The sequence below is a fragment of the Pseudomonas sp. SDT291_1_S447 genome (assembly GCF_054070155.1).
The window spans coordinates 1-24,688 of the sequence record NZ_JBSVXS010000081.1 but is presented as its reverse complement, the minus strand read 5'-3'; the positions used below and the strand labels follow the sequence as shown (position 1 = coordinate 24,688).

Annotated in this window: 20 protein-coding genes; 6 read left to right on the top strand and 14 right to left on the bottom strand. The window is 60.0% G+C overall.

Annotated elements, in window-relative coordinates; translation table 11 throughout:
• The first annotated feature begins 73 nt into the window (after nt 1-73).
• The 3 genes from ACW9IR_RS21265 (at nt 74) to ACW9IR_RS21255 (ending at nt 3,418) form a co-directional block, all read left to right on the top strand.
• The gene (locus ACW9IR_RS21265; protein ID WP_102898950.1) at nt 74-1,747 is read left to right on the top strand and encodes a nitrite/sulfite reductase; all 1,674 of its coding nucleotides are present in this window, start codon (nt 74-76) and stop codon (nt 1,745-1,747) included.
• Nucleotides 1,744-2,223, top strand: a complete 480-nt coding sequence (locus tag ACW9IR_RS21260; protein ID WP_110718638.1) for a DUF934 domain-containing protein — start codon at nt 1,744-1,746, stop codon at nt 2,221-2,223. The genes ACW9IR_RS21265 and ACW9IR_RS21260 overlap by 4 nt, the downstream gene beginning before the upstream one ends.
• Nucleotides 2,224-2,443: 220 nt before the next feature.
• Nucleotides 2,444-3,418: a hypothetical protein gene (locus ACW9IR_RS21255; protein ID WP_110718637.1), complete on the top strand. Its 975-nt coding sequence runs from the start codon at nt 2,444-2,446 to the stop codon at nt 3,416-3,418.
• A gap of 504 nt (nt 3,419-3,922) precedes the next feature.
• Here the strand turns inward: ACW9IR_RS21255 and ACW9IR_RS21250 are convergent.
• The gene (locus ACW9IR_RS21250) at nt 3,923-6,283 is read right to left on the bottom strand and encodes a tetratricopeptide repeat protein (protein ID WP_457465035.1); all 2,361 of its coding nucleotides are present in this window, start codon (nt 6,281-6,283) and stop codon (nt 3,923-3,925) included.
• 212 nt (nt 6,284-6,495) lie between these two features.
• Between ACW9IR_RS21250 and ACW9IR_RS21245 the strand changes: the two genes are divergently transcribed.
• Entirely contained in the window at nt 6,496-7,173 is a 678-nt protein-coding gene (locus ACW9IR_RS21245) for a DUF3313 domain-containing protein (protein ID WP_095118720.1), read from the top strand.
• 117 nt (nt 7,174-7,290) lie between these two features.
• Here the strand turns inward: ACW9IR_RS21245 and ACW9IR_RS21240 are convergent, their stop codons facing one another.
• The 12 genes from ACW9IR_RS21240 to ACW9IR_RS21185 all read right to left on the bottom strand — a co-directional run bounded on the left by ACW9IR_RS21240 (nt 7,291) and on the right by ACW9IR_RS21185 (nt 22,348).
• The gene (locus tag ACW9IR_RS21240) at nt 7,291-9,795 is read right to left on the bottom strand and encodes a fused MFS/spermidine synthase (protein WP_457465033.1); all 2,505 of its coding nucleotides are present in this window, start codon (nt 9,793-9,795) and stop codon (nt 7,291-7,293) included.
• 191 nt (nt 9,796-9,986) lie between these two features.
• The gene (locus ACW9IR_RS21235) at nt 9,987-11,567 is read right to left on the bottom strand and encodes an arylsulfatase (protein WP_102898944.1); all 1,581 of its coding nucleotides are present in this window, start codon (nt 11,565-11,567) and stop codon (nt 9,987-9,989) included.
• Between the two features lie 70 nt (nt 11,568-11,637).
• Complete coding sequence (locus ACW9IR_RS21230; protein WP_457465030.1) at nt 11,638-12,660, bottom strand: HAD family hydrolase; 1,023 nt, start codon at nt 12,658-12,660, stop codon at nt 11,638-11,640.
• Nucleotides 12,657-14,081 (bottom strand): hypothetical protein, encoded by a 1,425-nt coding sequence (locus ACW9IR_RS21225; RefSeq protein ID WP_457465028.1) that lies wholly within the window; start codon nt 14,079-14,081, stop codon nt 12,657-12,659. The genes ACW9IR_RS21230 and ACW9IR_RS21225 overlap by 4 nt, the downstream gene beginning before the upstream one ends.
• The gene (locus ACW9IR_RS21220) at nt 14,078-15,658 is read right to left on the bottom strand and encodes a VWA domain-containing protein (protein ID WP_457465026.1); all 1,581 of its coding nucleotides are present in this window, start codon (nt 15,656-15,658) and stop codon (nt 14,078-14,080) included. The genes ACW9IR_RS21225 and ACW9IR_RS21220 overlap by 4 nt, the downstream gene beginning before the upstream one ends.
• Nucleotide 15,659: 1 nt before the next feature.
• Nucleotides 15,660-16,652, bottom strand: coding sequence for a vWA domain-containing protein (locus ACW9IR_RS21215; protein ID WP_457465024.1), 993 nt, complete (start codon nt 16,650-16,652; stop codon nt 15,660-15,662).
• A complete protein-coding gene (locus ACW9IR_RS21210) occupies nt 16,639-17,241 on the bottom strand; it encodes a DUF4381 domain-containing protein (protein WP_457465022.1) in 603 nt (200 codons plus the stop codon). The genes ACW9IR_RS21215 and ACW9IR_RS21210 overlap by 14 nt, the downstream gene beginning before the upstream one ends.
• Nucleotides 17,238-18,173 (bottom strand): DUF58 domain-containing protein, encoded by a 936-nt coding sequence (locus tag ACW9IR_RS21205; RefSeq protein ID WP_457465020.1) that lies wholly within the window; start codon nt 18,171-18,173, stop codon nt 17,238-17,240. The genes ACW9IR_RS21210 and ACW9IR_RS21205 overlap by 4 nt, the downstream gene beginning before the upstream one ends.
• Entirely contained in the window at nt 18,170-19,150 is a 981-nt protein-coding gene (locus ACW9IR_RS21200; RefSeq protein WP_457465018.1) for an AAA family ATPase, read from the bottom strand. Before ACW9IR_RS21200 ends, ACW9IR_RS21205 begins: the two co-directional genes overlap by 4 nt.
• Nucleotides 19,151-19,173: 23 nt before the next feature.
• Nucleotides 19,174-20,124, bottom strand: a complete 951-nt coding sequence (locus tag ACW9IR_RS21195) for a SphA family protein (RefSeq protein ID WP_102898936.1) — start codon at nt 20,122-20,124, stop codon at nt 19,174-19,176.
• Between the two features lie 12 nt (nt 20,125-20,136).
• Complete coding sequence (locus ACW9IR_RS21190; protein WP_102898935.1) at nt 20,137-21,549, bottom strand: DUF1254 domain-containing protein; 1,413 nt, start codon at nt 21,547-21,549, stop codon at nt 20,137-20,139.
• Between the two features lie 10 nt (nt 21,550-21,559).
• Nucleotides 21,560-22,348, bottom strand: coding sequence for a hypothetical protein (locus ACW9IR_RS21185; RefSeq protein ID WP_102899362.1), 789 nt, complete (start codon nt 22,346-22,348; stop codon nt 21,560-21,562).
• 655 nt (nt 22,349-23,003) lie between these two features.
• Between ACW9IR_RS21185 and ACW9IR_RS21180 the strand changes: the two genes are divergently transcribed.
• Together ACW9IR_RS21180 and ACW9IR_RS21175 are read left to right on the top strand one after the other, a co-directional pair.
• Complete coding sequence (locus tag ACW9IR_RS21180) at nt 23,004-23,372, top strand: DUF6124 family protein (RefSeq protein WP_102898934.1); 369 nt, start codon at nt 23,004-23,006, stop codon at nt 23,370-23,372.
• 136 nt (nt 23,373-23,508) lie between these two features.
• Nucleotides 23,509-23,985 carry a hypothetical protein gene (locus tag ACW9IR_RS21175; protein ID WP_457465015.1) on the top strand — a complete coding sequence of 159 codons (477 nt, stop codon included), beginning with the start codon at nt 23,509-23,511 and terminating at the stop codon, nt 23,983-23,985.
• 111 nt (nt 23,986-24,096) lie between these two features.
• On the opposite strand, the gene ACW9IR_RS21170 is transcribed toward ACW9IR_RS21175, so the two are convergent.
• The gene (locus tag ACW9IR_RS21170; protein ID WP_102898932.1) at nt 24,097-24,522 is read right to left on the bottom strand and encodes a YciI family protein; all 426 of its coding nucleotides are present in this window, start codon (nt 24,520-24,522) and stop codon (nt 24,097-24,099) included.
• Between the last annotated feature and the right edge of the window lie 166 nt (nt 24,523-24,688).

Below are 24,688 nucleotides of genomic sequence, written 5' to 3'. Positions count from 1 at the left end.
GCCTGACACACCGCTATCGCGAGCAGGCTCACTCCTACAGGAATTGTGTGCGTCCTGATGAGGTGGCAGTGGCATGTATCAATACGATGATTACGACCGGGCGCTGGTGTTCGAGCGTGTTGCGCAATTCCGCGATCAGGTCGAGCGCTTCATGGCTGGGGAGTTGAGCGAAGAAGAGTTCCTGCCGCTGCGCCTGCAAAACGGCTTGTACATGCAAAAGCACGCCTACATGCTGCGCGTGGCGATTCCCTACGGCACCTTGAGTGCCGAACAGATGCGCACGCTGGCGAGCATCGCCAGTGATTACGATCGCGGTTACGGCCACTTCACTACGCGGCAGAACATGCAGTTCAACTGGATCGAACTCGCCGAGGTGCCGGACATCCTCGAGCGTCTGGCGCAGGTCAACATGCATGCGATCCAGACCTCCGGCAACTGCGTGCGCAACATCACCACCGAGGCCTTCGCCGGGGTCGCGGCAGACGAGTTGATCGACCCGCGCCCGCTGGCCGAGATCCTGCGGCAGTGGTCGACGATCAACCCGGAATTCCTCTTTCTGCCACGCAAATTCAAGATCGCCATCTGCTCGGCGAAGCAGGATCGTGCGGCGATCATGATGCACGACATCGGTCTGTACCTTTACCCCGGCCGCGATGGGCAGATGCTGCTGCGAGTGATCGTCGGCGGTGGTCTGGGGCGCACGCCGATTCTCGGTTTGCAAATCCGCGAAGGTTTGCCGTGGCAGCATTTGTTGTCCTACGTTGAGGCCGTTTTGCGGGTGTACAACCGCCATGGTCGACGCGACAACAAGTACAAGGCGCGGATCAAGATTCTGGTCAAGGCGCTGGGCATCGAGGCGTTTGCCAAAGAAGTGGAGGAGGAGTGGCAGCACCTCAAGGACGGCCCGGCGCAACTGACCGAGGCCGAATATCAACGGGTCGCCAGTGCCTTCGTGCCACCGGTTTATCACAGCCTAGCCGACACCGATCTGGACTTCGGCACGCGCCTAGCCGAGAGCCCGGTGTTTGCCCGTTGGGTCGCGCGCAATGTGCAGCCGCACAAGGTGCCGGGTTACACCAGCGTGGTGCTATCGACCAAACCGGGCATGGCCTCGCCGCCGGGGGATGTCACCGGCGTGCAGATGCTCGCGGTGGCCGACTGGTCGCAGCGTTTCGGCTTCGGCGAGATTCGTATTGCCCATGAGCAGAACATCGTTCTGCCGGACGTGGCGAAAAGCGACCTCTACGCGCTGTGGCAACTGGCGTGCAAGCACGATCTGGGCAGCGCCAACGTCGGCCTGCTCACCGACATCATTGCTTGCCCGGGTGGCGATTTCTGTGCGTTGGCCAACGCCAAATCGATCCCGATCGCCCAGGCAATTCAGGCGCGCTTCGACAACCTCGATTACCTGCACGATCTGGGTGATATCAGCCTGAATATCTCCGGCTGCATGAACGCCTGCGGCCACCACCACATCGGCAATATCGGCATCCTGGGGGTCGATAAGAACGGCAGCGAGTGGTATCAGATCACCCTCGGCGGCGCCCAGGGCAAAAACAGCGCGTTGGGCAAAGTCATCGGCCCGTCGTTTAGCGCCGCCGAAGTGCCGCAGGTGATCGAGCGCATCATCGGCACGTTTGTGCGCTATCGCGAGCACGAGGAATTGTTTGTCGATACCGTGGCACGGATCGGCCTGGAGCCGTTCAAGGAACGGGTCTATCCGAAAACGCTGGAGGTGTCGGCATGAACAATCTGCTGCGACTGGAGCAGGGTGTGGCGCGGATTGTGACGGACGATCCATGGACGCTGGTGCGCGAGCCATCGATGCCAAGGCCGGACGGATTGCTGATGTTGCCGCTGATGCATTGGCTTGAATCGCCGTCGACTCACGCGGTGTGGCTCGGCCCGGATGATGAGGTTGAAAGCCTGGTGCCGTGGTTGGGTTCGTTGCCGCTGATCGCTCTGGATTTCCCGAGCTTTCGTGACGGGCGTGCTTACAGTCAGGCGTATCTGCTGCGCAGTCGGTTCGGCTGGGCAGGGGAGTTGCGCGCGATTGGCGATGTGTTGCGCGATCAGCTCAGCCATATGCGCCAGTGCGGGTTCGACAGTTTTGCGGTGCGTGAGGACAAGTCTGCCGAGGAAGCGCTGAAAGGATTGGCCGGGATGAGCGTGTTGTATGGGCGTTCGGTGATCGAGCCGCGTCCGCTTTTCCGTCGGCGTTGACGGTCCGAAAGATCGCAGCCTGCGGCAGCTCCTACAGTGGATCGCGTGTAGGAGCTGCCGCAGGTTGCGATCTTTTGATCTGGCTTTTACCACCGGGGAAACCCCTAGAAACCTGATGAATCAGGCATTTCCCCTTGGGTCAGTGGTGGCCTTTTGGTAGAGTCGCCGTCGCCAGCGGGTTTTCGGCTGGACGATGGAACCGAAGAAGGGAGTCTGATCAGTGAGTCCGGGCAAAAAAATCCTCGGTCTCACAGCGGCGCTGTTAATGGTGACGCTGTGGGCCAGTTACTTTTATGTATTCAAGGAAAACCGCGGCGGCCAGCTCGGCGGCGTCGGCGAAAGCACCGCGTGGTGCGGCACGCCACCGTCCACGGAAGCGGCGTTGCTGGGCAAGGACCAACTGACCTTGCGCGTCACCAACAACCTGCGCGGCGAGTTCATGCTCAGCGGTTCGCTGGTGGTCTCCGAACGCACCTTCAACCGTTATGACCTCGCTCGCAACGAGCTGCGTCTGCGTCTGGAGCCGTTGCAGTGGTCGTACGGCGTCACGCCGATCTTCCTTGAGCAGGTCAAGGTGCAGCCACTGAGCCGTAACCTGTCGGCCACCAACAAAAGCGCCTACGCCGAACTTGAACCGCGCCCGATCGGCGTGCAGGGTCAGGTCACCGAATTCCCTTTCGACACCTATCGCTACGGCTACAAACCGGTGCTCTATTACCTCAAGGGCAGCGAGCGCATTGATCTGCGCTTCAAGAACATCACCACGCTGATGGAGATGTCCAACACCTTCACGCCGATCCAGAAGTACAACCGCGTCGACTACATCAACGAGAAAACCTCGATGATCCGCGACGAGGATTACAAGGCTTACGGGCCGCACGAATGTGCGTTCAGTGTCGAGCGCAAAGGCTCGTTCAAGGTTGTGGTGTTGCTGCTGCTGTTGGTGCTGTGTCTGCCGTTGCTGCTGGTGTTTTACCGTAACGAACCGGGGATCGACTTCCTGGCCACGCTGTTGGGCGCGGCGATCGTGCGGGTGCTGCTGATCGGGCCGGTGCAGGATTTTCAGCTGTACAACATTGATTTCCTGTTGGGCGCGGCGATTTTGTTGGTGGGTACCGTGTCGTTGATCAAGGCGATGCACATCAACAGCCGGCGGGAGATGGCGTTGCGCAGTGGTGAGACTTCTTCCTGGTAAAGCGGTTGAACCTTGAAAAGCCCCTCACCCTAACCCTCTCCCGGAGGGAGAGGGGACTGACTGTGGGATATTTGAGAGATACACCGACCTGAACGATCGGCCTTGAATCCATAGTCGACTCGGTTTTTCAGGTCGGTGTAACTCGCCAGACAACTCGGTCGGTCCCCTCTCCCTCTGGGAGAGGGCTAGGGTGAGGGGACGACAATCTCCAGCCAATCACTTAAGCGCTGGATCCCCCATATTCATCTTCTTCCACCCCTGCAACAGCACCTGCGTTTTTTCCTGGTAAACGGTTCAACCTTGAAATGCCCCTCACCCTAACCCTCTCCCGGTGGGAGAGGGGGACTGACCGAGTTGTCTGGCGAGCGATACCGACGTGACAGACCGAGTCGATTTTGGATTCAAAGCCAATCGCTCACGTCGGTGTAACTCTTGAACATCCCCCAATCGGTCCCCTCTACCTCTGGGAGAGGGCTAGGGTGAGGGAAGACAATCTCCAGCCAATCACTTAAGCGCCGGATCCCCCATATTCATCTTCTTCCACCCCTGCAACAGAACCTGCGCCTTCGGTTCCTGCCCACTGTCGAGGTACCACTGAATCAGCGATAACCGCGCATTGCGGTTCGCCGGTTGTACCTTGAGCAAACCTTCCAGCACGGCACACGCCTCATCGACCTTGCCGCTTTCATGCAGCGCCACCGCCAGTACATAACCGTACTGAGCGTTCTGCGGCTCCAGTTGCGCGGCTTTCTTCAGCGGTGACATGGCTTCAGCAGCCTTGCCCGCGCGGATCAGCGACAGACCTTGGGTGTGTTGCAACAGCGCCGCGTCCGGATGCTGTTTGAGGCTGTCATCCAGCAACTTTTGCGCTTCGGGAAGTCGGCCATTGGCCTCCAGCCATTGCACCAGCGTCACCAGTGCCGGGTAGAAATCCGGGTCGCGCTTAAGCGCCGAGCGCAACAGACCTTCGACCTCCGAACCCCGGCCACTGGCCTGATACAACATCGCCAGATTCAGATTGGCCTCGGCACGCTCCAGCAGACTCTTCTGCACCGCTTCGTACTCGGCAATCGCTGCATCCCAGTTGGCTTGCGCCGCGCCAAGTCCGTTATTGCGCGCCACACTCAACAGATCCCGCGCGGCAACGATGCGCACGGCTTTCACCGGATCACCCAGCAACGGTGCCAACAACGGCGCGCGCTCCGGCGGCGGCAGGAATGCGCTGATCGCCCGCACGGCACTTTCGCGCACCTGAGGCGCCGGGTTCTTCAGATCTTGCGTGGCCAGCTTCAAGGCCTGTTCGCTCGGGTACAGCGGCAATTCCGCGAGCAACGTCGCCCGTTGGATCGCTGGCAGGTTGCTGCGCTGCAACTGCTCGTACAGCGCATCAGCAGCCCCCGGCTGGCCATTGCGGATCAGCCACAGGCTTTCGTCATAGCGCGGAGCTTGCGGTGCAGAGGAGGCATTCCATAACTTGAACTGCGCGGTGACCTTGTCGCCAGCCTTGCCCTGATGACACGTCAGGCAGGCATCCGGCGTGCCGAGTTTCTGCGCTCGCTCCGGGTTGGGGATGCTGAAACTGTGGTCATGGCGGAAGTCGTTGCCCATGTAGAACTTGCCCGGCATGTGGCAATCCACGCACTGCGAGCCAGGCTGACCCATGGTGTGGCGGGTGTGTTCGATGGAGTCGTAGTTCTTCGCCTGCAAGCCCTTGCCATCAACGCCCTCGACCGAGGTCTTGCCGGCAGTGTTGTGGCATTGCAGGCACACCGCGTTGCCCGCTGCCTTCAGTTCGCTGCTGTGCGGGTTGTGGCAGTTGCTGCAACGCACACCCTTGTCGAACATTTTGCTTTGCAGGAACGAGCCATGTTCGAACACCTCATCCTTGATCTTGCCGTCCAGCGCATACAGTTCGCGGGTGAGGGTGCTCGGCAGGTAGTCGTCCATCAGGCGTTTACCGACGCTGTAGCCATCGCCCAACGGGGCACGACGCGCGTGGCAGCGGGCGCAGGTTTCGATCTCGACGGTGGCGTTCTTGTCCTTCAGATCGATGTCAAAACCCTGATGAATCAGATCGCCTTTTTTCTGCGTCCATTCCAAGTGATTTGATGCCGGCCCGTGACACGCCTGACAACCGACACCAAGGCTGTTCCAGTGACTGTTGAAGGTGTTGCTCGCCGCATCGAAATTACGCTTGAACCCGGTGGTGTGGCACTCGACACACATGAAGTTGGCGTTCTGGCTCGGCTTGCTCCAGTGCAGCGGATTCTTGAAATTGACGCCTTGGCCGGGATAGAGGTGAAACCAGCGGTTTTTCTCGGTATCCCAGGCCACGCCGAGCGCCTGCAAACGACCTTCGCCGACCTCGATCAGATATTGCTGCAACGGCGCGATGCCGAAGGTGTAGGCGACTTTGAAGTCGGCGTTCTTGCCGTCGATACCGGGGGTGTTGAGCCAGAATTCAGCGCCCCTGCGCAAGAAGCGTGTGGTCTCGTTTTCGGCTTTGAAGGTGACGTTATTGAAGTCGCCGAGCATCGTTTCAGCGTTCGCCGGCTGCATCGCCAATTGGTGATGCGAGCCTTGCCAGTCCTTGACCTGTTCGGTGTGGCAGCCCTGGCATTGTTGCTCATCGACCATCGTCGCCGGTTTGCTTGCGAGCACGGCTTGCGGCTTGGCGGGGGCGACAACGGGGGCGCTGACCGGCGCAGGTTTCACCGGCACCGAAGCAGGGCTGAACAGAAACCAGCCGATCCCCGCCACGGCGGCGAGCAGCACACCGATGGTGATCGGGAACAGGTACTTTGAAATTGCAGATCGAGGCGAATCAGGGTCAGGTTGTGCTGTTTTATTTTTATGCTTGGGCATTGCGACTTCCGTAGTCCAGGTGCATTTGCCGTCTGGCGTGCGTTCAAGCTCGGTGCAGCTTTGCCGGATGACCGGCGTCTGTCAAATGACGCTTGTGATGCGCCGCGCAGCCTTGCGTGAATATTGTGCTTTGCAATCGCAATTACCGAGGTTTTAGCTATACCTGTAATTCCCCCGGACAAAGTTTTCGGCCTTCTGACAGGAGTTACAGCATGAAGCTAGCAGTGATGATGGGCACTCTGTGCATTGCCACCGTCGCAATGGTGGGTTGTTCCAGCAAAACCGTCGACCCGAAAGAGTACTCAGGCTTTCTCAAAGACTACAGCCAGCTCAAGGAAGCCAAATCTCCGTCCGGTGCCGAGGTCATGCGCTGGATCGATCCGAAGGTCGACATCAAGAAATTCACCAGCGTTTATATCGAGCCAACCCAGCTCTACCCGAAACCGCAACCGACCGCGAAGATCTCGCAACAAACCCTCAATGGCATCACCTCCTACTACGATCAGGCGCTCAAACGTGAGATCGGCAAAGACTTGCCGCTGGCCACCGGCCCGGGCCCAGGCGTGATTGTGGTGCGTGCGGCGATCACCGCCGTGAGCAGCAAGACCGAAGGCCTGCACGCGTATGAGGTGATTCCGATCGCTCTGGTCGCCGCAGCGGTCAGCACCGCCAGCGGTATCCGCGATCAGGAAACCACTCTGGCCACCGAAGCGGTGTTCCTCGATGGTGCGAATAACAAAGTCGTCGCGCAAGTGGTGCGCAAAGGCACCGGCAAGCCGTTGGAAAATGACAAGCAGGCGATGACGGCGAATGACGTCAAACCGGTGATCGATGGCTGGGCATCGGACTTGCGTCAGTCGTATCTGAAGCTCAAGTCCGGGTCCAAATGATCCAGCACTGCTGACTGCGCCATCGCCAGCAGGCTGGCTGCCACAGGGGATTTGTGAAGTTCACGCAAACCCTGTGGGAGCCAGCCTGCCAGCGATGGCGATCTATCAGGCGCCAGGTTACTGCCCGGTAAACCAGCGGAAATACGGATTCCCTCCATCCCAACGCATCACCTCGCGCATATCCCGCCCCCACGCATCGCGATCGCCGTCATAGGCATGCAGACTCGCCCGATAAAACTGCATCAGCCGCTGGCGATGGGTTTCCATGCGCTCGATGAACCCGGCATCGGCATTCACCAACAGCGGCGCCTGATACAGCTCCAGTAGCGCCGGCAACACCCGCGTGATCTCCTTGCTGCGCACCCACGGCGCATACTCGATCCGAGGCTGATCGTCGGTCACCGCTGGCGCATCGGCGGCAAAGCGTTCAAGCCCGGCACGGTCGGTGACCCAGGTCGCGAGCAGGGCAGCGGCTGAACCGATGCCGATATCCTGCAAGGTGCTGCGCACGCTGTCCTGCTGGAAACGCTCGGTGATTTTCGCCGCGTCCAGGGACATCGGTTGCAGCGAGCCCACCAGCAACATCTCGTGGAATTCGCTGGTCCACAGCGAGGCGTAAGGGAACACATCAAGGAAACTGCGCACCAGCGAGCGCGAGTCGTCGATGTTCTGCGTCGGCAACGGTAGCCATTGCGCGACGATGCCCTGTTGCTCCAGGCGACTTGCCGCCAACTGGTAGAAATCCCGCGAATACAGATTCACCACGCCGGCTGCGGACGGCGGTGGCGGTTCGAGGGTGATCAGGTCGTAGGTTTGCGCGCTGCGCAGCAGTTCCTGGCGCCCGTCGCGCAGACGCACATCGACGCCGGGATCGCTGGCGGCGTTGAAGTTGCCCTTGAACAGCGGCGCGGCTTTGACCACCGACGGCAGCAACTCGGCGACCACTCGATGTTCCAGGCCCGGATAGCGCAACATGGCGCCCGCGGTGATGCCGGTGCCGAAGCCGATCACCAGTGTCGAGCGTGGCTCACCGTTGTGAATCAACAGCGGCAGCAACGCTTGCACGCGCATATAGCGCAGTGAGGGCATGGCATCGCCGGTGTTCGACACGCCTTGAATGTACAAACGGTGGAAGGTGTTTTCGCCACGCCCTTGAGCGACCACCGCCACGGTGCCGCCGCGACCTTCTTCGTAGAATGCGAGCGTGCCGTTGCGCGCGCCGGGCAACAGGCTGGCGAGTTTGTCGACTGGGGTAAACACTGCGAGGACAACCGAAACCAGAGCGAGGGCGACTACTGCCTGACGCCGGCCTTTCTTCACGTGATGGCCCTTGCGCACGGCAAAGTAGCCGATGGCGGCGGCGATGATCGCCAGCAGGCCCAAGGTGCGCACCAGCCCCAGCAACGGAATCAGCAGGAAGCCGCAGAGCATCACTCCGACAATCCCGCCCAAGGTATTGAACGCCACCACCGCACCGACATCGCGGCCGACGCGCTCTTGTCCGACGCTCAAGCGCAGGGCCAGCGGAAAAGCCGCCCCGAGCAACAGCGTCGGCACAAACACGATACTCAATGCTGCGACTGCAAAACGCGCGCTCATGCCGGCCAGCTCACTGGCGCCCAGGCTCAATAGCCACATTTCCGCCTGACTTTGCGCGATCACCAGCCAGCGTCCGAGCACGGCGATTTCCAGCAGCGCGACCAGTCCGGCGCCGGCAATCAGCAAACCGAACACGCCCCACGGATCACGGATGCGTTCGACCCGGCGGGCGAGCAGGGCGCTGCCGAGAAACAGCCCGGTCAGATAGGTCGCCAGCACCACGGCAAATGCGTAGGTGCGGGTGCTCATGAACTGCACGATCGATTGCGACCAGACCACTTCATAGCCCAGCGCCACGCCACCGGCGATGGAGTACAGCCACAGCGCAGTTCGATCCGGAGCTTTTTCCGCGTGATGTTTGACGATGGTGGTTACTGGCGCCGGATGATGCCGGGCAAACCACAAAGCACCGACGGCGGCCAGCAGATTGAGCATCGCCGCAAACAACGCGCTGCCACGCACACCAAGGCTGGCAATCAACACGAACGCGGCGAGCAGGGTGCCGACAATCGCGCCCAAGGTGTTGGCTGCATATAACTGACCGCCAGCCTTGCCCGGGTCAGCGGCCAGCGAACGCACCAGCACCGGCAAGGTACCGCCCATCAACACCGCCGGCAGGCCAACCAGTGCGAACGGCAACAGCCAAGCCAGCAGCCCGACATGTTCTTGCAACCAGGCAAACGGACTGGCCGCCAGACTCATGGCCACGGTCGCGCCGACGCCGAGAATCGCCACCAGCACTTCCAGCCCGGCATATAGCAACACCGGTTGTTGCACACGGTCCGCCCAACGTCCGAACAGCCAGCCACCAAGAGCCAGTCCTGCGAAAAACGCGCTGATACCGGTGGTGATGGCGTAGACCTCGACGCCGACCACCAGCGACAGTTGCTTGATCCACAGCACCTGATAGACCAGCGCCGCCGCGCCGGAGATGCACAGCAGAAGGGCGGGGATCAGCAGTGCGGGAGCGGCGGTGTGTGAGGCGGGTATGGCCGACGGCTTGCTGGCGATACGTGAGGACATGCGGAGGCCTTAATTCAAATAGGACAGTTGATCGTTCCCACGCTCTGCGTGGGAATGCCTCATTGGACGCTCTGCGTCCGCTTCGGCAAGGGACGCGGAGCGTCCCGGGCTGCGTTCCCACGCAGAGCGTGGGAACGATCAATAAAAAACAGGGCCGCTCGCCGGTAAGGGCGAGCGGCAGTCCAGCGGTCTTACTGTGCAGCTTTCATCTTTTCGGCGATTTTCGCGTCAACCGCCGCGCGAACCTGGTCAACACTGAAGCTGGCCGGTTTCTGGCTCGGTGGATAATCGACGAAGGTCTGCAGGAAGGCCGCCGACTTCATCACGGCCATTTCGGTCAGATAAACGTTTTTCGTCGTCCAGTCGTAATACTGGTTGGAAACGATGTCGGCACGTTCATACGGGTCCATGCGCAGGTTGAAGATTTTCGGTACGCGCAGGCACACGAACGGTTCGCTCCAGACCTTGAACCCACCCGGTGCACGTTGTTCGCAGAACACCGCTTTCCAGTTACCGAAACGCGCTGACACCAGCACGCCGTCGTCGTTGAAGTAGTAGAACTCTTTACGCTCACTCTTCGGGCTCTGGCCGGTCAGGAAAGGCAGTTGGTTGTAACCGTCCAGATGCACCTTGAAGCTGGTGCCGCCGGCAGTCGGTGCCCAGCCTTTGAGCAACTTGTTGCCGACATCGGTTTCACCGGCCGCCGCGAGCAAGGTCGGGAACCAGTCCAGACCCGAGAACATCTCGTTGGTGACTTCACCCGGTTTGATCTTGCCCGGCCAGCGCACCATGGCCGGCACGCGGTAGGCGCCTTCCCAGTTGGAGTTCTTCTCGTTGCGGAACGGCGTGGTCGCCGCGTCCGGCCAGGAGAACTGGTTAGGGCCGTTGTCGGTGGTGTAGACGACGATGGTGTTGTCGGTGAGTTTCAGGTCATCGAGGGTTTTCAGCAGTTTGCCGACGTCGCCGTCATGCTCGATCATGCCGTCCGCATAATCGTTGCCGGGCATGCCGCTCTGGCCCTTCATCGAATCACGCACGTGGGTGTACAAGTGCATGCGCGTGGTGTTCATCCAGACGAAGAAGGGTTTGTCCGCCTTGGCCTGTTTCTCGATGAACGCTTGCGCCGCCGCCGTGGTTTCGTCGTCGATGGTTTCCATGCGCTTGGTGGTCAGCGCGCCGGTGTCTTCGATCTTGCCGTCGGCGAAGCTGTGGATCACGCCACGCGGGGAAACCGCTTTGACGAATTCGGGATCGTCTTTGGGCCAGTACGGACGCTCAGGTTCCTCTTCGGCATTGAGGTGATACAGGTTGCCGAAGAACTCGTCGAAGCCGTGGTTGGTCGGCAGGTATTCATCCTTGTCACCCAAATGGTTCTTGCCGAACTGGCCGGTAGCATAGCCTTGCGACTTGAGTGCCTGGGCAATGGTGATGTCACGTTTTTGCAGGCCGACCGGTGCACCCGGAACGCCGACTTTCGACAGGCCGGTACGCAGCGGCGTCTGGCCAGTGATGAACGAGGAACGGCCGGCCGTGCAACTGTTCTCCGCATAGTAGTCGGTGAACATCATGCCTTCTTTGGCGATTCGATCGATGTTCGGGGTCTTGTAGCCCACCACCCCCATCGAGTAGGCGCTGATATTGGTCTGGCCGATGTCATCGCCGAAGATCACCAGAATGTTGGGTTTTTCAGCCGCTGTGGCCGTAGCCGACAGCGCCATGACCGAAGTCGCCACCAAGGCGAGCTTGGGTAGCCATTTGCGTATGCGAGTCATCTGACTTGCTCCTTTTCGCGGGGGTCGTTTATTGCGACTAACGTTTATTGCAGTCCTGCAGCACGCTTTCTTATTGCACCTGCTCGGTGACCGGCGACTCGAACGGGTAGATCCGGCGCCATTCCGACGCCATGTCGACCACGGTCCAGCCACGGGAATTTGCTTCATCGAGGGCTTTGTCGAGCCGGCCGATATCGGATTGGCGGTCATAGGCCCATTCGCGTTTGGCGTCGGTGTGATGCACCAGGCCCATGAAACGCTTGCCGGGACCTGCGGCTGTCCACTGCAGCATCTGCAGGTCGCCGTCGGAGTTGCCGAAGGCGAGGATCGGCCGTTTACCGATCACCGCGTCGATGCTTTCCGGCTTGCCGGGGCCGTCATCGTTGTGCGCCAGTTTCGCTGTGCGCACGATCGAGGCCTGGCCGTCCTTGTATTGGAATGCAGTGATGAAGGTGGTGCCGATCACTTGTTCTGGCGGGATGCCGTAAACCTTCTCGGCGAAGGCGCGCATGAACCCGGTGTCGCCGCCGGAGACGATGTAGGTCTTGAAGTCCTGTTTGCGCAGGTAGTCGAGCATCTCCAGCATCGGCTGGAAGATCATCTCGGTGTACGGCTTGCCGGTTTTCGGGTGACGGGCCTGGCTGAGCCAGGTCTTGGCGTAATCATCGAAGGCTTCGGTGGTCATGCCGGTGTGAGTGGCGCCGAAAATCTTCAGCAGGCCTTCCATGCCTGACGCGGCGAGGGCTTTGTGATCGCTCTCCAGCACCGCTTTGAACGGCTGGGTGGTTTTCCATTCCGGATGCTGTGCGGCGTTGCGCTTGACCTCGTCGAAGGCGAACAGCAATTCGAAATAGGCCGGTTGTTCGCTCCATAACGTGCCGTCGTTGTCGAACACGGCGATGCGGTCGGCCGGTTTGACGAAGTCCTTGCTGGTCTGGTCGGTCACGGTCTGCACGAACTCGATAATGCTCTTCTTCGCCGGGCCGTCATTCCACGACGGCAGTGGCTCGTTGGCCTGGGCTAGCAGCGGCAGCGCAAGGCCCAACAACAGGGCGAGACCGAAACGTTGGCGGTGCAGGAGCGCAGTCGTCATGGGAAATCCTTCTCGTGAACGGGGTTGAGCGGGCGCAGGGCCGAGGCCGGTTTTGCGTGCTGCTGTGCGGCCTGACTGTGAAGCGTAGTCAATGATTCGCGCAGTTGAACGAGTGTTTGTCCGGTGCTCGGCTGGCGACCGTAAAGCCCGCGTAACAGGCCTTGCAGGCGCGGGCCGGCATCGACCAGTTTCAGCCCCAGCTGACTGCGGCGTAGCCACAGGTACAGCGCGCTCAATTGAGGAGGGCGGGCTTGCAGTTGCGCATCGATTTGTTGCCAAGCGAAGTCGGGCGATTGCTGCCACGCCCTTTGTTGCGCCTGCCGGCGCGCTTGCCAGTTTTTTCTGGCGCGGCTTAGTACAGGACGCAACAGATAAGCGGCGCCGACGACTGCCGCGAGCACGGTCAGCCACAGCAGCCAGCGCGTGGAGAATTGCAGGCGATTCTGGCCCAGTTGCTTGAGGTCTTCGCTGATTGAAAACACCGGTTTGTAGGCAGTGCCTGCTACTGCCTCGAATGTCACCGCTGGCACTTGCGCGGTGCGAGATTGCCGGGTGCTGGTGTCCCACCACTTCACGTCAATGGCCGGCAAGGTGTGCGAACCGGCCTTGTCGATGCGATAGGTGACGCTGTCGATGCGCTGACCACCAAGGATGTCGCCGCGACCGTCATCGAGACTGGTGACCTGCGGGGTTTTTGCATAGCGGCTCAGGCCGGCAACATCACCGAGCGCTGGAATCGGCAGGGCCATCGCCAGTGCACCGTCCGCTTGCAGGGTCAGTTGCCGGGTGATGCTGTCGCCGACTTTTAACGGCGTGGCTGAGTTGACGAGGGTTTGCGTGAGGCGCGCGCCGCTGGCCACCAAAGGTGTTTCCCCGGGTTGGAAACCGGGTGGCTGTGCTGCGCTGAACTGCACGGATTGGCTTTGCGCAATGATTTCAGCGGTGGCCTGACCGGGTGTAGCGCGCACAGTCAGAGAAGGGATTTCAAACGTGCGGGCGACGTTCGGGGTGATCCGGTAGCTGTAGCGCAAACCGCTGAAGGCCTGGCCGTCGATGGTTTGATTGAGGTGCTGGGCCTGACCGTCTGGGGGCACGACCAGGGCGCCGTCGAGTTTCAGTTCGGGCAGGGTGGCGGCGCTGGTGAACCAAGTGTCGGTGAGGACGTCGACTTGCAGCTCGACCAGACCGCCAACCATGGCGCCTTCGGCGGGTTGCAGGTGGGCCTGGACTTTGAGTTGGGGTTCGGCGGCAAAGGCCTGAAGTGTGAACAGGCCACTGGCTAGACCTATCAGCAGAGCTGTGGTGATCCGGCGGGCCCCTTCGCGAGCAAGCTCGCTCCCACAGGGGGGCTGCGGTGTACACAAGTCCACTGTGGGAGCGAGCCTGCTCGCGAAGGCGGCAGGAGGGTTTGGAAGCTTCATGGCTTGGCCCCCACCTGATCCTGCAAGCTGAACTTCTGCTTGAGAAACTTCGCCGGCGAGGTGGTCAGGTTCTGCAGCCACAAAGCATCGGACGCAGCCTGCTCGGTCTCGACCTGTTTGCTCTGACCCTTACCCGGCGCCTTGTCGAATTTCACCTCGTCGGGCTTGGTCTCCGGGGCGTTTTTTTCGGCGCTTTCGGTGTCCTTGAGCAAGGCCTGGGCCAAGGCCAGATTGGCCGTCGCTTCCGCGAATTGCGGTTGCAGCTTCAAGGCTTGGGTATACGCAGCGATGGCTTCATCGAACTTGAAGCGGCGCACGTAAATATTGCCCAGATAGAAATACGCCTGCGGCGTGTCGAGCCGCGCGAAAGTTGCCAGCGCGAGGTCGTAATCGGCCGCGTGATACGCCGCGACACCTTTCCAGTATGGGTCGACAAACAGCGCAGCGGCTTGCGGTAGATGCTCATGTTCAAAGGCCCAGCGCCCTTGCTGATCGCGGGTGAAGAAAGCGTCGGTCAGGGCGTTGGCCTGTACTGGTGCTGCTGGCCAGCTCAAGCCAATCGCCAGTGCCAGCGCAGGCATCCAGTTGACGCTCCAGCCCTTGCGCACATTGCACAGCGCCAACAGCAACAACGGCCAGCACAGCCAGTAACCGGCGTCTTTCCAGTGCAGTTCGCGCTGCTCGGCGCTGGCACTCTGAAAATGCTGCTGCGCGTGCAACTCGATCCAGTCCAGATCATCGTCATTGACGGTCAGGCTACCCAGTGGCGCATCGAGAGCGGAGGCCAGTTGCTTGATTGCTGCCGGATCGAAACGGCCCAGTGCCGGGCGCCCGTTGGCATCGGTGCGCGGCTGGCCGTTGGCATCATGGATAATGCCGCCGTCCTCATTGCCGACCGCCAATACCAGCACTTGCAACGGGCTGTCGCCCACACGCTTGTCGAGGCCGTCGAGTTCTGCGGTGTCGGCGCCGTCAGTGATCAGCAGCAGGCTGCCGGGTGTTTTTTCGGCATTGAGCAACCGTTTCGCCTGATCGATCACCGCGCCGACATCTTTGCCCGGCTTGTCGATCAGCCCAGTACCCAAGGCTTGAATAAAGGTGTCGAGCAGCGCCGGATCGTCGGTCGCTGGCAACACCAGATGCGCGCTGCCGGCGTAGGCGATCAGTGCGGTGCGAGCGCCAGCGCGGCGCTGGATTAGATCATGCAGTTTGTGTTTCGCCGCTTCCAGTCGGCTCGGCTGCACATCGCTGGCGTCCATTGATGGCGACAGATCCACGGCGACAATCAACGGCGCACGATTTTCCAGAAAGTCCGGCCGATCCTGTTCCCAAGTCGGCCCGGCCGCTGCAATTGCGCCGAGGATCAACAGTGCGCACAGCAGGTGCACCGGGCGCAGGCGCTGATGGTCCTGCGGCGTCACCAGCAGGTGTGGCAAAAGGTGCTCGGCGATATTGCCGCGTAGCCGTCGTTGCAGGTCGCGACCGCGACGCCAAAGCAGCGGCAGCACGGCGCCGAACAGCGCGAGCAGCAGCCATAGTGGACGCAGGAAATGGAAGTCGCTGAGGTTGATTTCCATCTCAGGCCTCCTGCCGCTGACGGGCGAAGGCTAGGCGCACACGCAGCAACGCGCCGAGGTGGTAAAGCGCCAACAGCGCAACCGCCGCGCCCAGCGGCCAGTAGAACAATTCGCGCTGCGGTTGATGGCTGAGGGTCTTCACTTGATGCGGGGTGAGGCGATCAAGGGTGCTGTAGACCTGATCCAGCGCGTTGCGGTCTTCGGCGCGGAAGAACTGGCCGCCGGTGGTTTTGGCGATCTGTTCCAGCGCCGACAGGTTGACCTTGGCCTCACCGGACGCGCTCGGGTCGCCGATGCCGATGGTGTGAATGATCACGCCTTTGTTGGCGGCCATTTCTGCGGCGTGATCCGGGGTGATTGCACTGCTGGTGTCATTGCCGTCGGTGAGCAGGATCAGTACTTTTTCCTGCTCGTGGGCCTGATCGAGCAGCTTCAGGCTCAAACCGATGGCATCGCCGATCGCGGTATTCGGGCCGGCCATGCCGATACCGGTGTCGGCCAGCAGCAGCGACAGGCTGGCGTGATCGAGGGTCAGCGGCGCCTGCGGGTAGGCGCCGGTGCCAAACACGATCAGACCGAGACGGTCATCCTTACGTTTGTCGATGAAGCCTTGCACCACGTCTTTGACGGCAGCGAGACGATTGATTTTTGCGCCACTGGCGTTGGTGAAGTCTTCGGTTTCCATCGATTGCGAGAGGTCGATGGCAAGCATCAGGTCGCGCACCGGTTGTTGCCGTTCGATGGGTTTTTCCACGAATACCGGGCGTGCGGCGGCCAGCACAATCAGCGCCCAGACGAGGATATTCAGCAGCAGTTGCCAATGATTGCGTCGGCTGCCGACGATGCCGGGTGCTTCACCGACGGCGCGGCTCATCGCTGCGAAAAACGGCACGCGCACGGCGCTGCGGGCCTCGTTGTAGGCGGGCAGATAGCGGTAAGCCAACCAAGGTAATGGCAGCAGGAGCAACAGCCAGGGGTAATCAAGCTGCCACATGGTGATGCTCCATCCAGTATTGGCAGGTCTCGAACAGGGCCAGGCGTTGCGGCGCGGGGAGGGCGCGCAGGGTGCCGTCGGGGGCGTAGGCGAGTTGTGCGAGTTGGGCGCTGAAGTCTGCCGGCAGCGGTTTCTTGCTGTGTTGCTGCAAAAAGACTTGCCAATCCTCCCGCCCAAGCGCTGCAACCCCCTGTGGCAGCGAGCTTGCTCGCGAAAGCGGTGTGTCAGACACCACAGATGTTGAATGTACCGGCCTCTTCGCGAGCAAGCTCGCTCCCACAGGGTTTGCATTTCGCCGGAGAGGTTTGTGCATCGGCATCGAGAGCGCCACGCGCTTGAGCAGTTCCGGCAGTTCACGCAGGGCATTGAGGTCATCACTGCGACCACGCAACTGCGCCAGACGCGCCAGGCCCTCACGGCGATATGCGTCCCTGTGCCATTGGCGGTAACGCCGAATCCCGATCAACAACGCGGCCAATATCAGCAGGGTAAGCAACACCCACCACCCCCACGTCTGCGGCGCATAACTGACCGGCGTAGGCAGGCTCAGCTCTTTAAGCTGTTCGATGCTGGGGATATTCGGGTTCATCGCCGTGCTCCGGCGCTTTTACCTAGCTCGGCACGCAGTTGCGCATGAGCCTCTTCGGCAGTGCTGAACATCATCAGCGGCACCTGACTGCGGCGCAGCAGGTCGGCAACGTCTTTCAGCCGACCGCTGAGAAAGTCCCCCAGCGGTTGGTGGACGTTGCGTTTTTCCACCGCCAGTTCCACTTGCAATTCGCCTTGGGTAACCAGCAGGCGACCATTGGTTGGCAGCTTCATCGCCAGCGGGTCGTAGACCTGTAGCGCAATCACATCGTTGTGCGCCGACAATTGCCGCATCAGTTGCAAGGTGCGCTCGCCGGCCCCGGCGAAGTCGCTGACGATGCAGATCAAATGGTCGTGTCCGGCGAGCGCGAGGCATCGCTGTAGAACTTTGTCCAGTTGATCCTCATCTTCAGCGTCCGGATTGGCCGCGCTGAGTGCCTGATTCTGCTCGGCAATACGGCTGAGCAAGGCTTCCACGCGTTTGCGGCTGCGCAGCGGCGCAATGCTGTCGATGCGCTGATCGTTGAACACCAGCCCGCCGACCCGATCACCCGCGTTGAACACCATCCACGCCGCCAATGCCGCGAGCTCAGCGCCGAGGGCGGATTTGAAGCTGCGTTGCGAGCCGAAGAACATCGACATGCGCTGATCGACGACGATCAACGCCGGGCGGTCGCGCTCTTCGGTGAAGGTGCGTACCACCGGTTTGCCGGTACGCAGCGAAGCGCGCCAGTCGAGGTGACGCAAATCATCGCCCGGCTGATAGCGGCGCAATTCATCGAAATTCAGGCCACGGCCACGCAGGCGCGAAGCATGGTTGCCGGCGAGGATGCTGCCCCGAGGCTGACGGGCAAGAAAACTCAGGTCACGGGCTTTGAACTCCAGCGCCATCAATTGCGCGAGAGAGACGTAGACCAGACCTTCGTCGTTCATGCCGGGATCGCCACCTTGTCGAGAATCCGATCGAGCACCTCATCGGCACTGACGCCATCGGCCACCGCGTCGTAGCTCAATTGCAAACGATGGCGCAGCACTGGATGCACCACCGCGCGCACGTTGTCCGGCGAAACAAAGTCCTGACCCTGCAGCCACGCATCGGCACGCGCGCACCGGTCCAGGCCAATGCCGCCGCGCGGGCTGGCGCCGATGGCAATCCAGCGCGCGAGGTCTTCGTCGTAGTCGGCGGGATGGCGGGTGGCGTTGATCAGGTCGATCAGGTAGCTGTCGATGGCTGGCGACACATGCACGGCGCTGACTTCCTTGCGCGCGGCGAAAATCACCTCTTGCGACAGGCTGAAACCCTTGGCCGGTGTGGTGTTGGCGCTTTGGGCAAACTCCTCGTTGCGCAGCAGCCGCAGCACTTGGCTTTCGTTTTCGGCACTCGGGTAGTCGAGCAGGACTTTCATCAGAAAACGGTCCATCTGCGCTTCCGGCAACGGATAGGTGCCTTCCTGCTCGATCGGGTTTTGCGTCGCCACGACGATGAACAATTCCGGCAACGGGTGGCTGTTGCCAGCCACCGTAATCTGGCGTTCTTCCATGGCTTCGAGCAGCGCTGCTTGCACCTTCGCCGGCGCGCGGTTGATCTCGTCTGCCAGAATCAAATTGCCGAACAGCGGCCCCGGCTGAAAACGGATTTCGTTTTTGCCTTCGACCTGATGCAGCACCTCGGCGCCAGTAATGTCCGAGGGCAGCAGATCCGGGGTGAACTGGATGCGGCTCATCTTCGCGTCGAGGTGTTTGGCCAGCGCCTTGACCGTGCGGGTCTTGGCCAGCCCCGGCAGACTTTCCAGCAACAAGTGACCGTTGGCCAACAGGCCGAGGAGGATCTGGCGGATCACCTGATCCTGACCGAGTACGGCTTCGGCGATACTGGCTTGCAGGGCGTTGAGGTCGGTAAGCGCAGTCATGGGGGCAGTCCTTTGTATCCGGTCTAGAAAAAGGCCAGGGTCAGATTGACGCTGAAGCCGTTGCCTTCAGGGCGGTTCTTGGTGTCGAACTCCGGCACCCAGCGCGCGCTGATATTGGCTTGCGCGTCGGCGAATTTTCCGGCCCAGCCGATCACCGGACCGGCACCCACAGCGCGTCCGCGATAGCCGTGCAGGAAATCGGCAGTGTCGCCTTTGTCATCGGTGATCTGTTGGATGTAGCCGGCCGCCAGCCCAGCACTCCAGCCACTGCCCAATCCGTGGGTCCACAACGCATCGAGGGTGAAAATGTTGCCGTTGCGATAATCCGTGGCGCGGTTCTCGGTGTAGAACTCAAGCCCGCTGGAGAGAGTGAATTCGCCACCCTTGCCGTCGAGATGCGTGAAGGCGACGGTCGGCATGAATGTGTAGTTGTTCTGTCCGGGGTTGGCCAGCCGGTCTTTGTTGTAGGCCCCGGTGGGCACATAAATCGGCAGCGAAAACGCGATGTGGTTGAGTTCGTCGAAGTGATAACCGGCGGCAATCGGTGTGATCAGCGGGTCGGCGAACTGCGTGCCGGAATCACTGGTGCCGAGGGTCCGTCCACGAGGCCCGGTGATGGCCGCATTGATGTCGGTGTACTGCAGCGGGATGCCGATGGCGGAGGCGAAATTCCATGGCCCTTTGCCGGTGTCCCACACATGCGTCAGGTTGGTCATGGTGTAGGACACTTTCAGGTCGAGCCCGGTGCTGACTTCACCGGAAACCGGCGCGCCACGGCTGCCTTTCAGCGAGCCGTCGTACCAGATGCTGGTCACCGAGACCACCCAACCCGGTTCCGGCGGGACGATCCCGGCATTGGAAAACACCTGCTGACCAGTGATCGGTCGGCCGACGCCGCCCTCTGCTGCGTAAAGCAGAGGACTGCCGATCATGCACAGCGCCAACAGCGGGCGCACAACGTTGGGCTTGATCATCAAAAACTCCGCTTATTGTTTTGAGTTGATCGGGTTGAGCAACGGCATTTTCCATTCACCGCTGGCGACTTCTGGTTTCGGCAGATAAAGACGCAAGATCCCGTAGAACGGCCCGTTTGGCGCTGGTAGCCAGTTGGCCTGTTTGTCCTTGCCCGGGCTCTTGTGCTGCACATACAGGGTCAAGCCACCGTCGGCGTCGAGCGTAAGATCCGGCAGCATTCGCGAGTTGATCAGGTAGCGATTCAACGGGTTGGCCACCAACAGTTTGGTTTTGCCGTCGTACATCGTCAGCGACCAGAACGCATCCGCCGGGGGCAGGGCGCCCTTGTCGAAATGCAGGGTGTAATCGTGTTTCGAGGCGTCGGCTGGCTGGCCGTCCTTGTCGACGAAATAGCCGATGTAATTCGCTTCTTCAGCTGAGTTGCCAAAGATGCCCATGTTGGCGCCGGCGTAGCGGTACAGGTAATTGCCCTTGAGGTGATCGCGGGTGCCGAAGAAATCCCCGCTGGTCACTTGATGGGTGTCGACCTTGTCCTTTTTGAACGCGGCAAATTCGGCTTTGGCATCGCTGATGCCGTCCTCGAGCGCTTTGCGTTGCTCGGCTGAGAGTTTCTTCAGGTCGAACGGCTGGCCAGCGCCGATACCGATTTTGCTGAAGCGTGCGAGCAGATCCTTCTCGACATCCTGCGGCGGGGTGAACGCCAGCATGAAATTCAGGTAACGAAACAGCTCCGGGGTTTCGCTCATGGTCGGCGTCGGTTTCGGCCAGCTGACCTTGGGTGCCGGGGCCGGGGCTTTTTGTTTGACGTAGTGACTGAGGGTTTCGACCTTGTAGCCTTTCTGGATCTGCTTGACCTTGACCAGGTCCTTTTCATCGAACAATTGCGTGCGATACAGCGCGTAGGTGAGGTTGCTTTCGCTGCGCAGCAGGCGATCGATGTTGACCGGTTGCTGACCTTGCCAGTCAGGCCCGGCAATCATGAAATGCCCACCGTTGTTGCCGGTGCTGCGCGTGCCCAGATAGGCGAAGTTCTGCGTGTACGCGTCGATCAGTTGCACCGAGTAATAACGGTGTTCTTCGATCGGCGGCAGGGTCAGGATCAGCGGCTCGGTGCGCAAGTCCATCCAGACGAAGGAGTAGGGCGTGTCGGCGTTGGGCGTGACAAACGCAGTGTCTTTGGCGGTGAAAGCCTTGGCCGTGTTGCCGATCTGGTTCAGCGGCGCCTTGTAGTTCGGGCTTTTGCTGTCGATGGCCTGGGTGTAGAGGGTTTTGTACATCTCGACCACCGGAAACCCGTACAGGTACGCCTCCTTGGCGATACTGCGCGCTTCCTGCAGATCGGCAGGGAAATCCTGGGCGCCGACGCCGCAACTGACAAACATCGTCATCAGGCTGTAACCGGCGGCTTTCAAGGCTGGGTGCATAGCGAATTCCTTATTTGCCGAACGTCACGTTAAGACCGGCATAGAGGGTTAACTGCGGCAGGCCGTCGCCTTTGCGGTCGGCCGTCCACTGCGGCTCGAAGAAGGCGTTGAGAATGTTGCTGCCGGACTTCCAGGCTTTGCCGACACCTAGGCCGATCGGGATGTAGTGCGTGTCGTTTTTCAGGTCGAAAGTCCAGATGCCGGTGGAGCGCAGATACCAGCCTTTTTCCAGGTTATGGATGATGAAGGGCTGCAGGGTTGCGCTTTCGACATGGGGGCGATCGTTGTCGCCGGCAAACGAGCTTTGGTACTGCACCAGCGCGCCGAGCAGGCCGCGTGGTGAGGCATCGATAGCCACCGCAGCCAGACCCCCTTGCCACTTCCCGGTGCCGAGTTCGTCCTGTTCGGCGGTCGGCGCGGTGATCAACGGGCCTACGCCCAGTTGCACGCCTTCGGATTTAAGAATGAAAATATCGAACAGGTTCAGATCACCGATGCCGGTGCTGTAACCCTTGTGCGGATCGGGGCGAGTGCTGATCGGCAGTGTGGCGCGAACCAGTTGCGGCACGCCGATGAAATCGTTGGGAGCAATCGGCAGGGTTCCGCGCAGCAACACGTCATTGCTGTGCGCGTTGCTGTCGTAGAGTTTCGGAGTGTAGTAGTCCTGCAGATTGGCGCCGGGCGCGACGTTCAACGGGTTGTTGCTCTTGTTCGAGTCCTCGGCGTTATCCGCTTGCGCGTAACACGCAGCCGCTATCGAGCTCGCAAAAAAAAGAGTCTTCCCCACTCGATTGAACATCATCCCCGATTCCCTGGTGGCTTTTGGATAACTCGGCACTTCTCGGCCGTTACGGCGTAATCCCTTTCTTATCAAGCCTGTAGGACACGTCTGAATGACGCTAGCAGCTAATCGGGAGTTAGCCAGTCGAATGGATTAATTCTTTGGTTTTGTCTACGGGTTCACAGATGATTGTGTACCAACTATTCCATTGCTTACGGTGTAGGAGCTGTCGAGTGAAACGAGGCTGCGATCTTTTGATCTTGTTTTTTAAATGCAAAATCAAAAGATCGTCCGATCGCGGCCCGAGCCTTCGGCAGCTCCTACCTGTGCGTATTTCAATTCGGGATGTTTAAAGGTTGTTTTGAATTTGCGGAACGTTCCCACAAGGTTTTCAGGTTGTCCGTCGGACGTCGAGTCTCTAGCCTGTGTTCGTCGCTGCCAAATCAGCGACCGGGACTGGAAACCCCGGGGGAAAACTGAACGCAACAGCACCGTTCATGACGTATGCTTGCGCACCTTTTTTGGTGCGTACTTAGTTATGGCGGCTGTGCGTGGGGGACCTTCGGGTCGTCCGGGTTTCTCTGTCCCCCGGGTTTCCAGCCTGCGTACAGCTGCCACCCATTCGACCGGAAGCCGAATGGACCAGCTCCACAGTTCGGATAGAGAAAACACTATGAAAAAGCCAACACCCAATCCCCCAGAATCAGACGCCGACACCACATCCCCCTACGCCTCAGTCGACAGTAAAAAACTTCACGAAGCCGCCGACCGCGCCCTCGACTACTACCTCAATCCCGCCGCCCGCATCATGTCCAGCGCCAACGAGCCGGAACCCATGTACCTCGCCAATCCCAGGTACAACACCGAATCCCTGCTAGCCAACGCCAGCGAAACCCTCGGCTCGGCCAGCGAGATGCTGATCAACTTCGCCGCCTCGCTGGAAACCTCGCAGCGCAAGACTGCATTGGGCATCGCGCAAGTCGTCATGCTGGGGGAACTGGCGGTGAATCAAGCCCTGGATCACGTCGAACTCAAGAACTGATCTCTGTTGAATGATCGTTCCCACGCTCTGCGTGGGAATGCAGCCCTTGACGCTCTGCGTCAAATTCGCAAGTTGAACTCAGAGCGTCCCTTGAAAGACGATTGGGCATAACCGTGACAATTGCAGGAGCAAAGGTTTGATAAGGAAGATGGTTACAAACAGGCGGATTAGCCTATGGCTGGTGGCAGTTTTATCCGTCAATGCGATTTTTTTGGCTTTCCTGATTTTTGGTGATAGCGGGGAGGGGCACGACAGGAAAATGATCAAAACCAAAGAGCCGTTGCTGATTGAAGGACCAAATGGCGACGAGAGTTACTATGTCCTGCCTTTGGGCACTACGCTTTATCACGATAAAAACTTTCCTGAAGGGCATGACCGCTATGTGGTGTATCTCAACCATAAAGGTGCAATTGCACACGAAGAAATTCCCATGAAGCCTGAATATGGCGGTTCATTTATCGATCCGCTCTGGCTGGCCAATGTTAATGAGGAAACCTTGAAAGAAATTTTCAAACGTTTTCCGCTTTCCAGAACAGATGTCGCCGCTGCGATCAAGGCCAATGAAATAACCAAGGATGATCTGGCTGACATCATCCGCTCTATGCCCGACTGATCGGTTCCATAGCTGTCGAGTGAAACGACGCTGCGATCTTTTGATCTTGTGTTTTAAGAACAGAATCAAAAGATCGCAGCCTTCGGCAGCTCCTACATGGGGATATCCGGTTTAGCCGTTTTTCTTGGCCTGTTCGCGGATGCGTTCTTCTTGGGCGCGTGCTTCGGGGGTGAACTCGGCGCCGAAGTCTTCGGCAGAGAATATCTGACGGATTTCAATATCAGACTCGCCTGGCATCGGGTTAGGGCAGCGCTTGACCCATTCGATGGCTTCTTCTTTCGACTTCACTTCCCAGATCCAGTAACCGGCCACCAGTTCTTTGGTCTCGATGAACGGCCCGTCGATGACCGTGCGTTTGTCACCGGAGAAATGCACGCGAGCGCCTTTGCTGCTCGGGTGCAGGCCGTCGGCGTCGATGAGGATGCCGGCCTTGACCAGTTCTTCGTTGAAGTTGCCCATGGCGGTGATCAGCTCTTCGCTGGGCATGATGCCGGCTTCCGAGTCGGCGCTGGCTTTGACAAGGATCATGAATCGCATGGCAGTTACTCCGTGGATTGTGGGGATTCGTTGTTTAGTCGAACGAGCCAGCGGTGAATCGACAGGGTCTCTGGTAAAAGATGCGGAGAATTTTTCACACCGCAGATCTAATTGTAGGAGTGAGCCTGCTCGCGATGGCGGTGGGTCATATGCGCAGATGTTGGCT

Excerpts from the sequence above, each read along its gene's own strand:
- ACW9IR_RS21265 (WP_102898950.1), top strand. The coding sequence starts at position 74 with ATGTATCAATACGATGATTACGACCGGGCGCTGGTGTTCGAGCGTGTT.
- ACW9IR_RS21260 (WP_110718638.1), top strand. The coding sequence starts at position 1,744 with ATGAACAATCTGCTGCGACTGGAGCAGGGTGTGGCGCGGATTGTGACG.
- ACW9IR_RS21250 (WP_457465035.1), bottom strand. The coding sequence starts at position 6,283 with ATGCCCAAGCATAAAAATAAAACAGCACAACCTGACCCTGATTCGCCT.
- ACW9IR_RS21245 (WP_095118720.1), top strand. The coding sequence starts at position 6,496 with ATGAAGCTAGCAGTGATGATGGGCACTCTGTGCATTGCCACCGTCGCA.
- ACW9IR_RS21240 (WP_457465033.1), bottom strand. The coding sequence starts at position 9,795 with ATGTCCTCACGTATCGCCAGCAAGCCGTCGGCCATACCCGCCTCACAC.
- ACW9IR_RS21235 (WP_102898944.1), bottom strand. The coding sequence starts at position 11,567 with ATGACTCGCATACGCAAATGGCTACCCAAGCTCGCCTTGGTGGCGACT.
- ACW9IR_RS21230 (WP_457465030.1), bottom strand. The coding sequence starts at position 12,660 with ATGACGACTGCGCTCCTGCACCGCCAACGTTTCGGTCTCGCCCTGTTG.
- ACW9IR_RS21225 (WP_457465028.1), bottom strand. The coding sequence starts at position 14,081 with ATGAAGCTTCCAAACCCTCCTGCCGCCTTCGCGAGCAGGCTCGCTCCC.
- ACW9IR_RS21220 (WP_457465026.1), bottom strand. The coding sequence starts at position 15,658 with ATGGAAATCAACCTCAGCGACTTCCATTTCCTGCGTCCACTATGGCTG.
- ACW9IR_RS21215 (WP_457465024.1), bottom strand. The coding sequence starts at position 16,652 with ATGTGGCAGCTTGATTACCCCTGGCTGTTGCTCCTGCTGCCATTACCT.
- ACW9IR_RS21210 (WP_457465022.1), bottom strand. The coding sequence starts at position 17,241 with ATGAACCCGAATATCCCCAGCATCGAACAGCTTAAAGAGCTGAGCCTG.
- ACW9IR_RS21205 (WP_457465020.1), bottom strand. The coding sequence starts at position 18,173 with ATGAACGACGAAGGTCTGGTCTACGTCTCTCTCGCGCAATTGATGGCG.
- ACW9IR_RS21200 (WP_457465018.1), bottom strand. The coding sequence starts at position 19,150 with ATGACTGCGCTTACCGACCTCAACGCCCTGCAAGCCAGTATCGCCGAA.
- ACW9IR_RS21195 (WP_102898936.1), bottom strand. The coding sequence starts at position 20,124 with ATGATCAAGCCCAACGTTGTGCGCCCGCTGTTGGCGCTGTGCATGATC.
- ACW9IR_RS21190 (WP_102898935.1), bottom strand. The coding sequence starts at position 21,549 with ATGCACCCAGCCTTGAAAGCCGCCGGTTACAGCCTGATGACGATGTTT.
- ACW9IR_RS21185 (WP_102899362.1), bottom strand. The coding sequence starts at position 22,348 with ATGTTCAATCGAGTGGGGAAGACTCTTTTTTTTGCGAGCTCGATAGCG.
- ACW9IR_RS21180 (WP_102898934.1), top strand. The coding sequence starts at position 23,004 with ATGAAAAAGCCAACACCCAATCCCCCAGAATCAGACGCCGACACCACA.
- ACW9IR_RS21170 (WP_102898932.1), bottom strand. The coding sequence starts at position 24,522 with ATGCGATTCATGATCCTTGTCAAAGCCAGCGCCGACTCGGAAGCCGGC.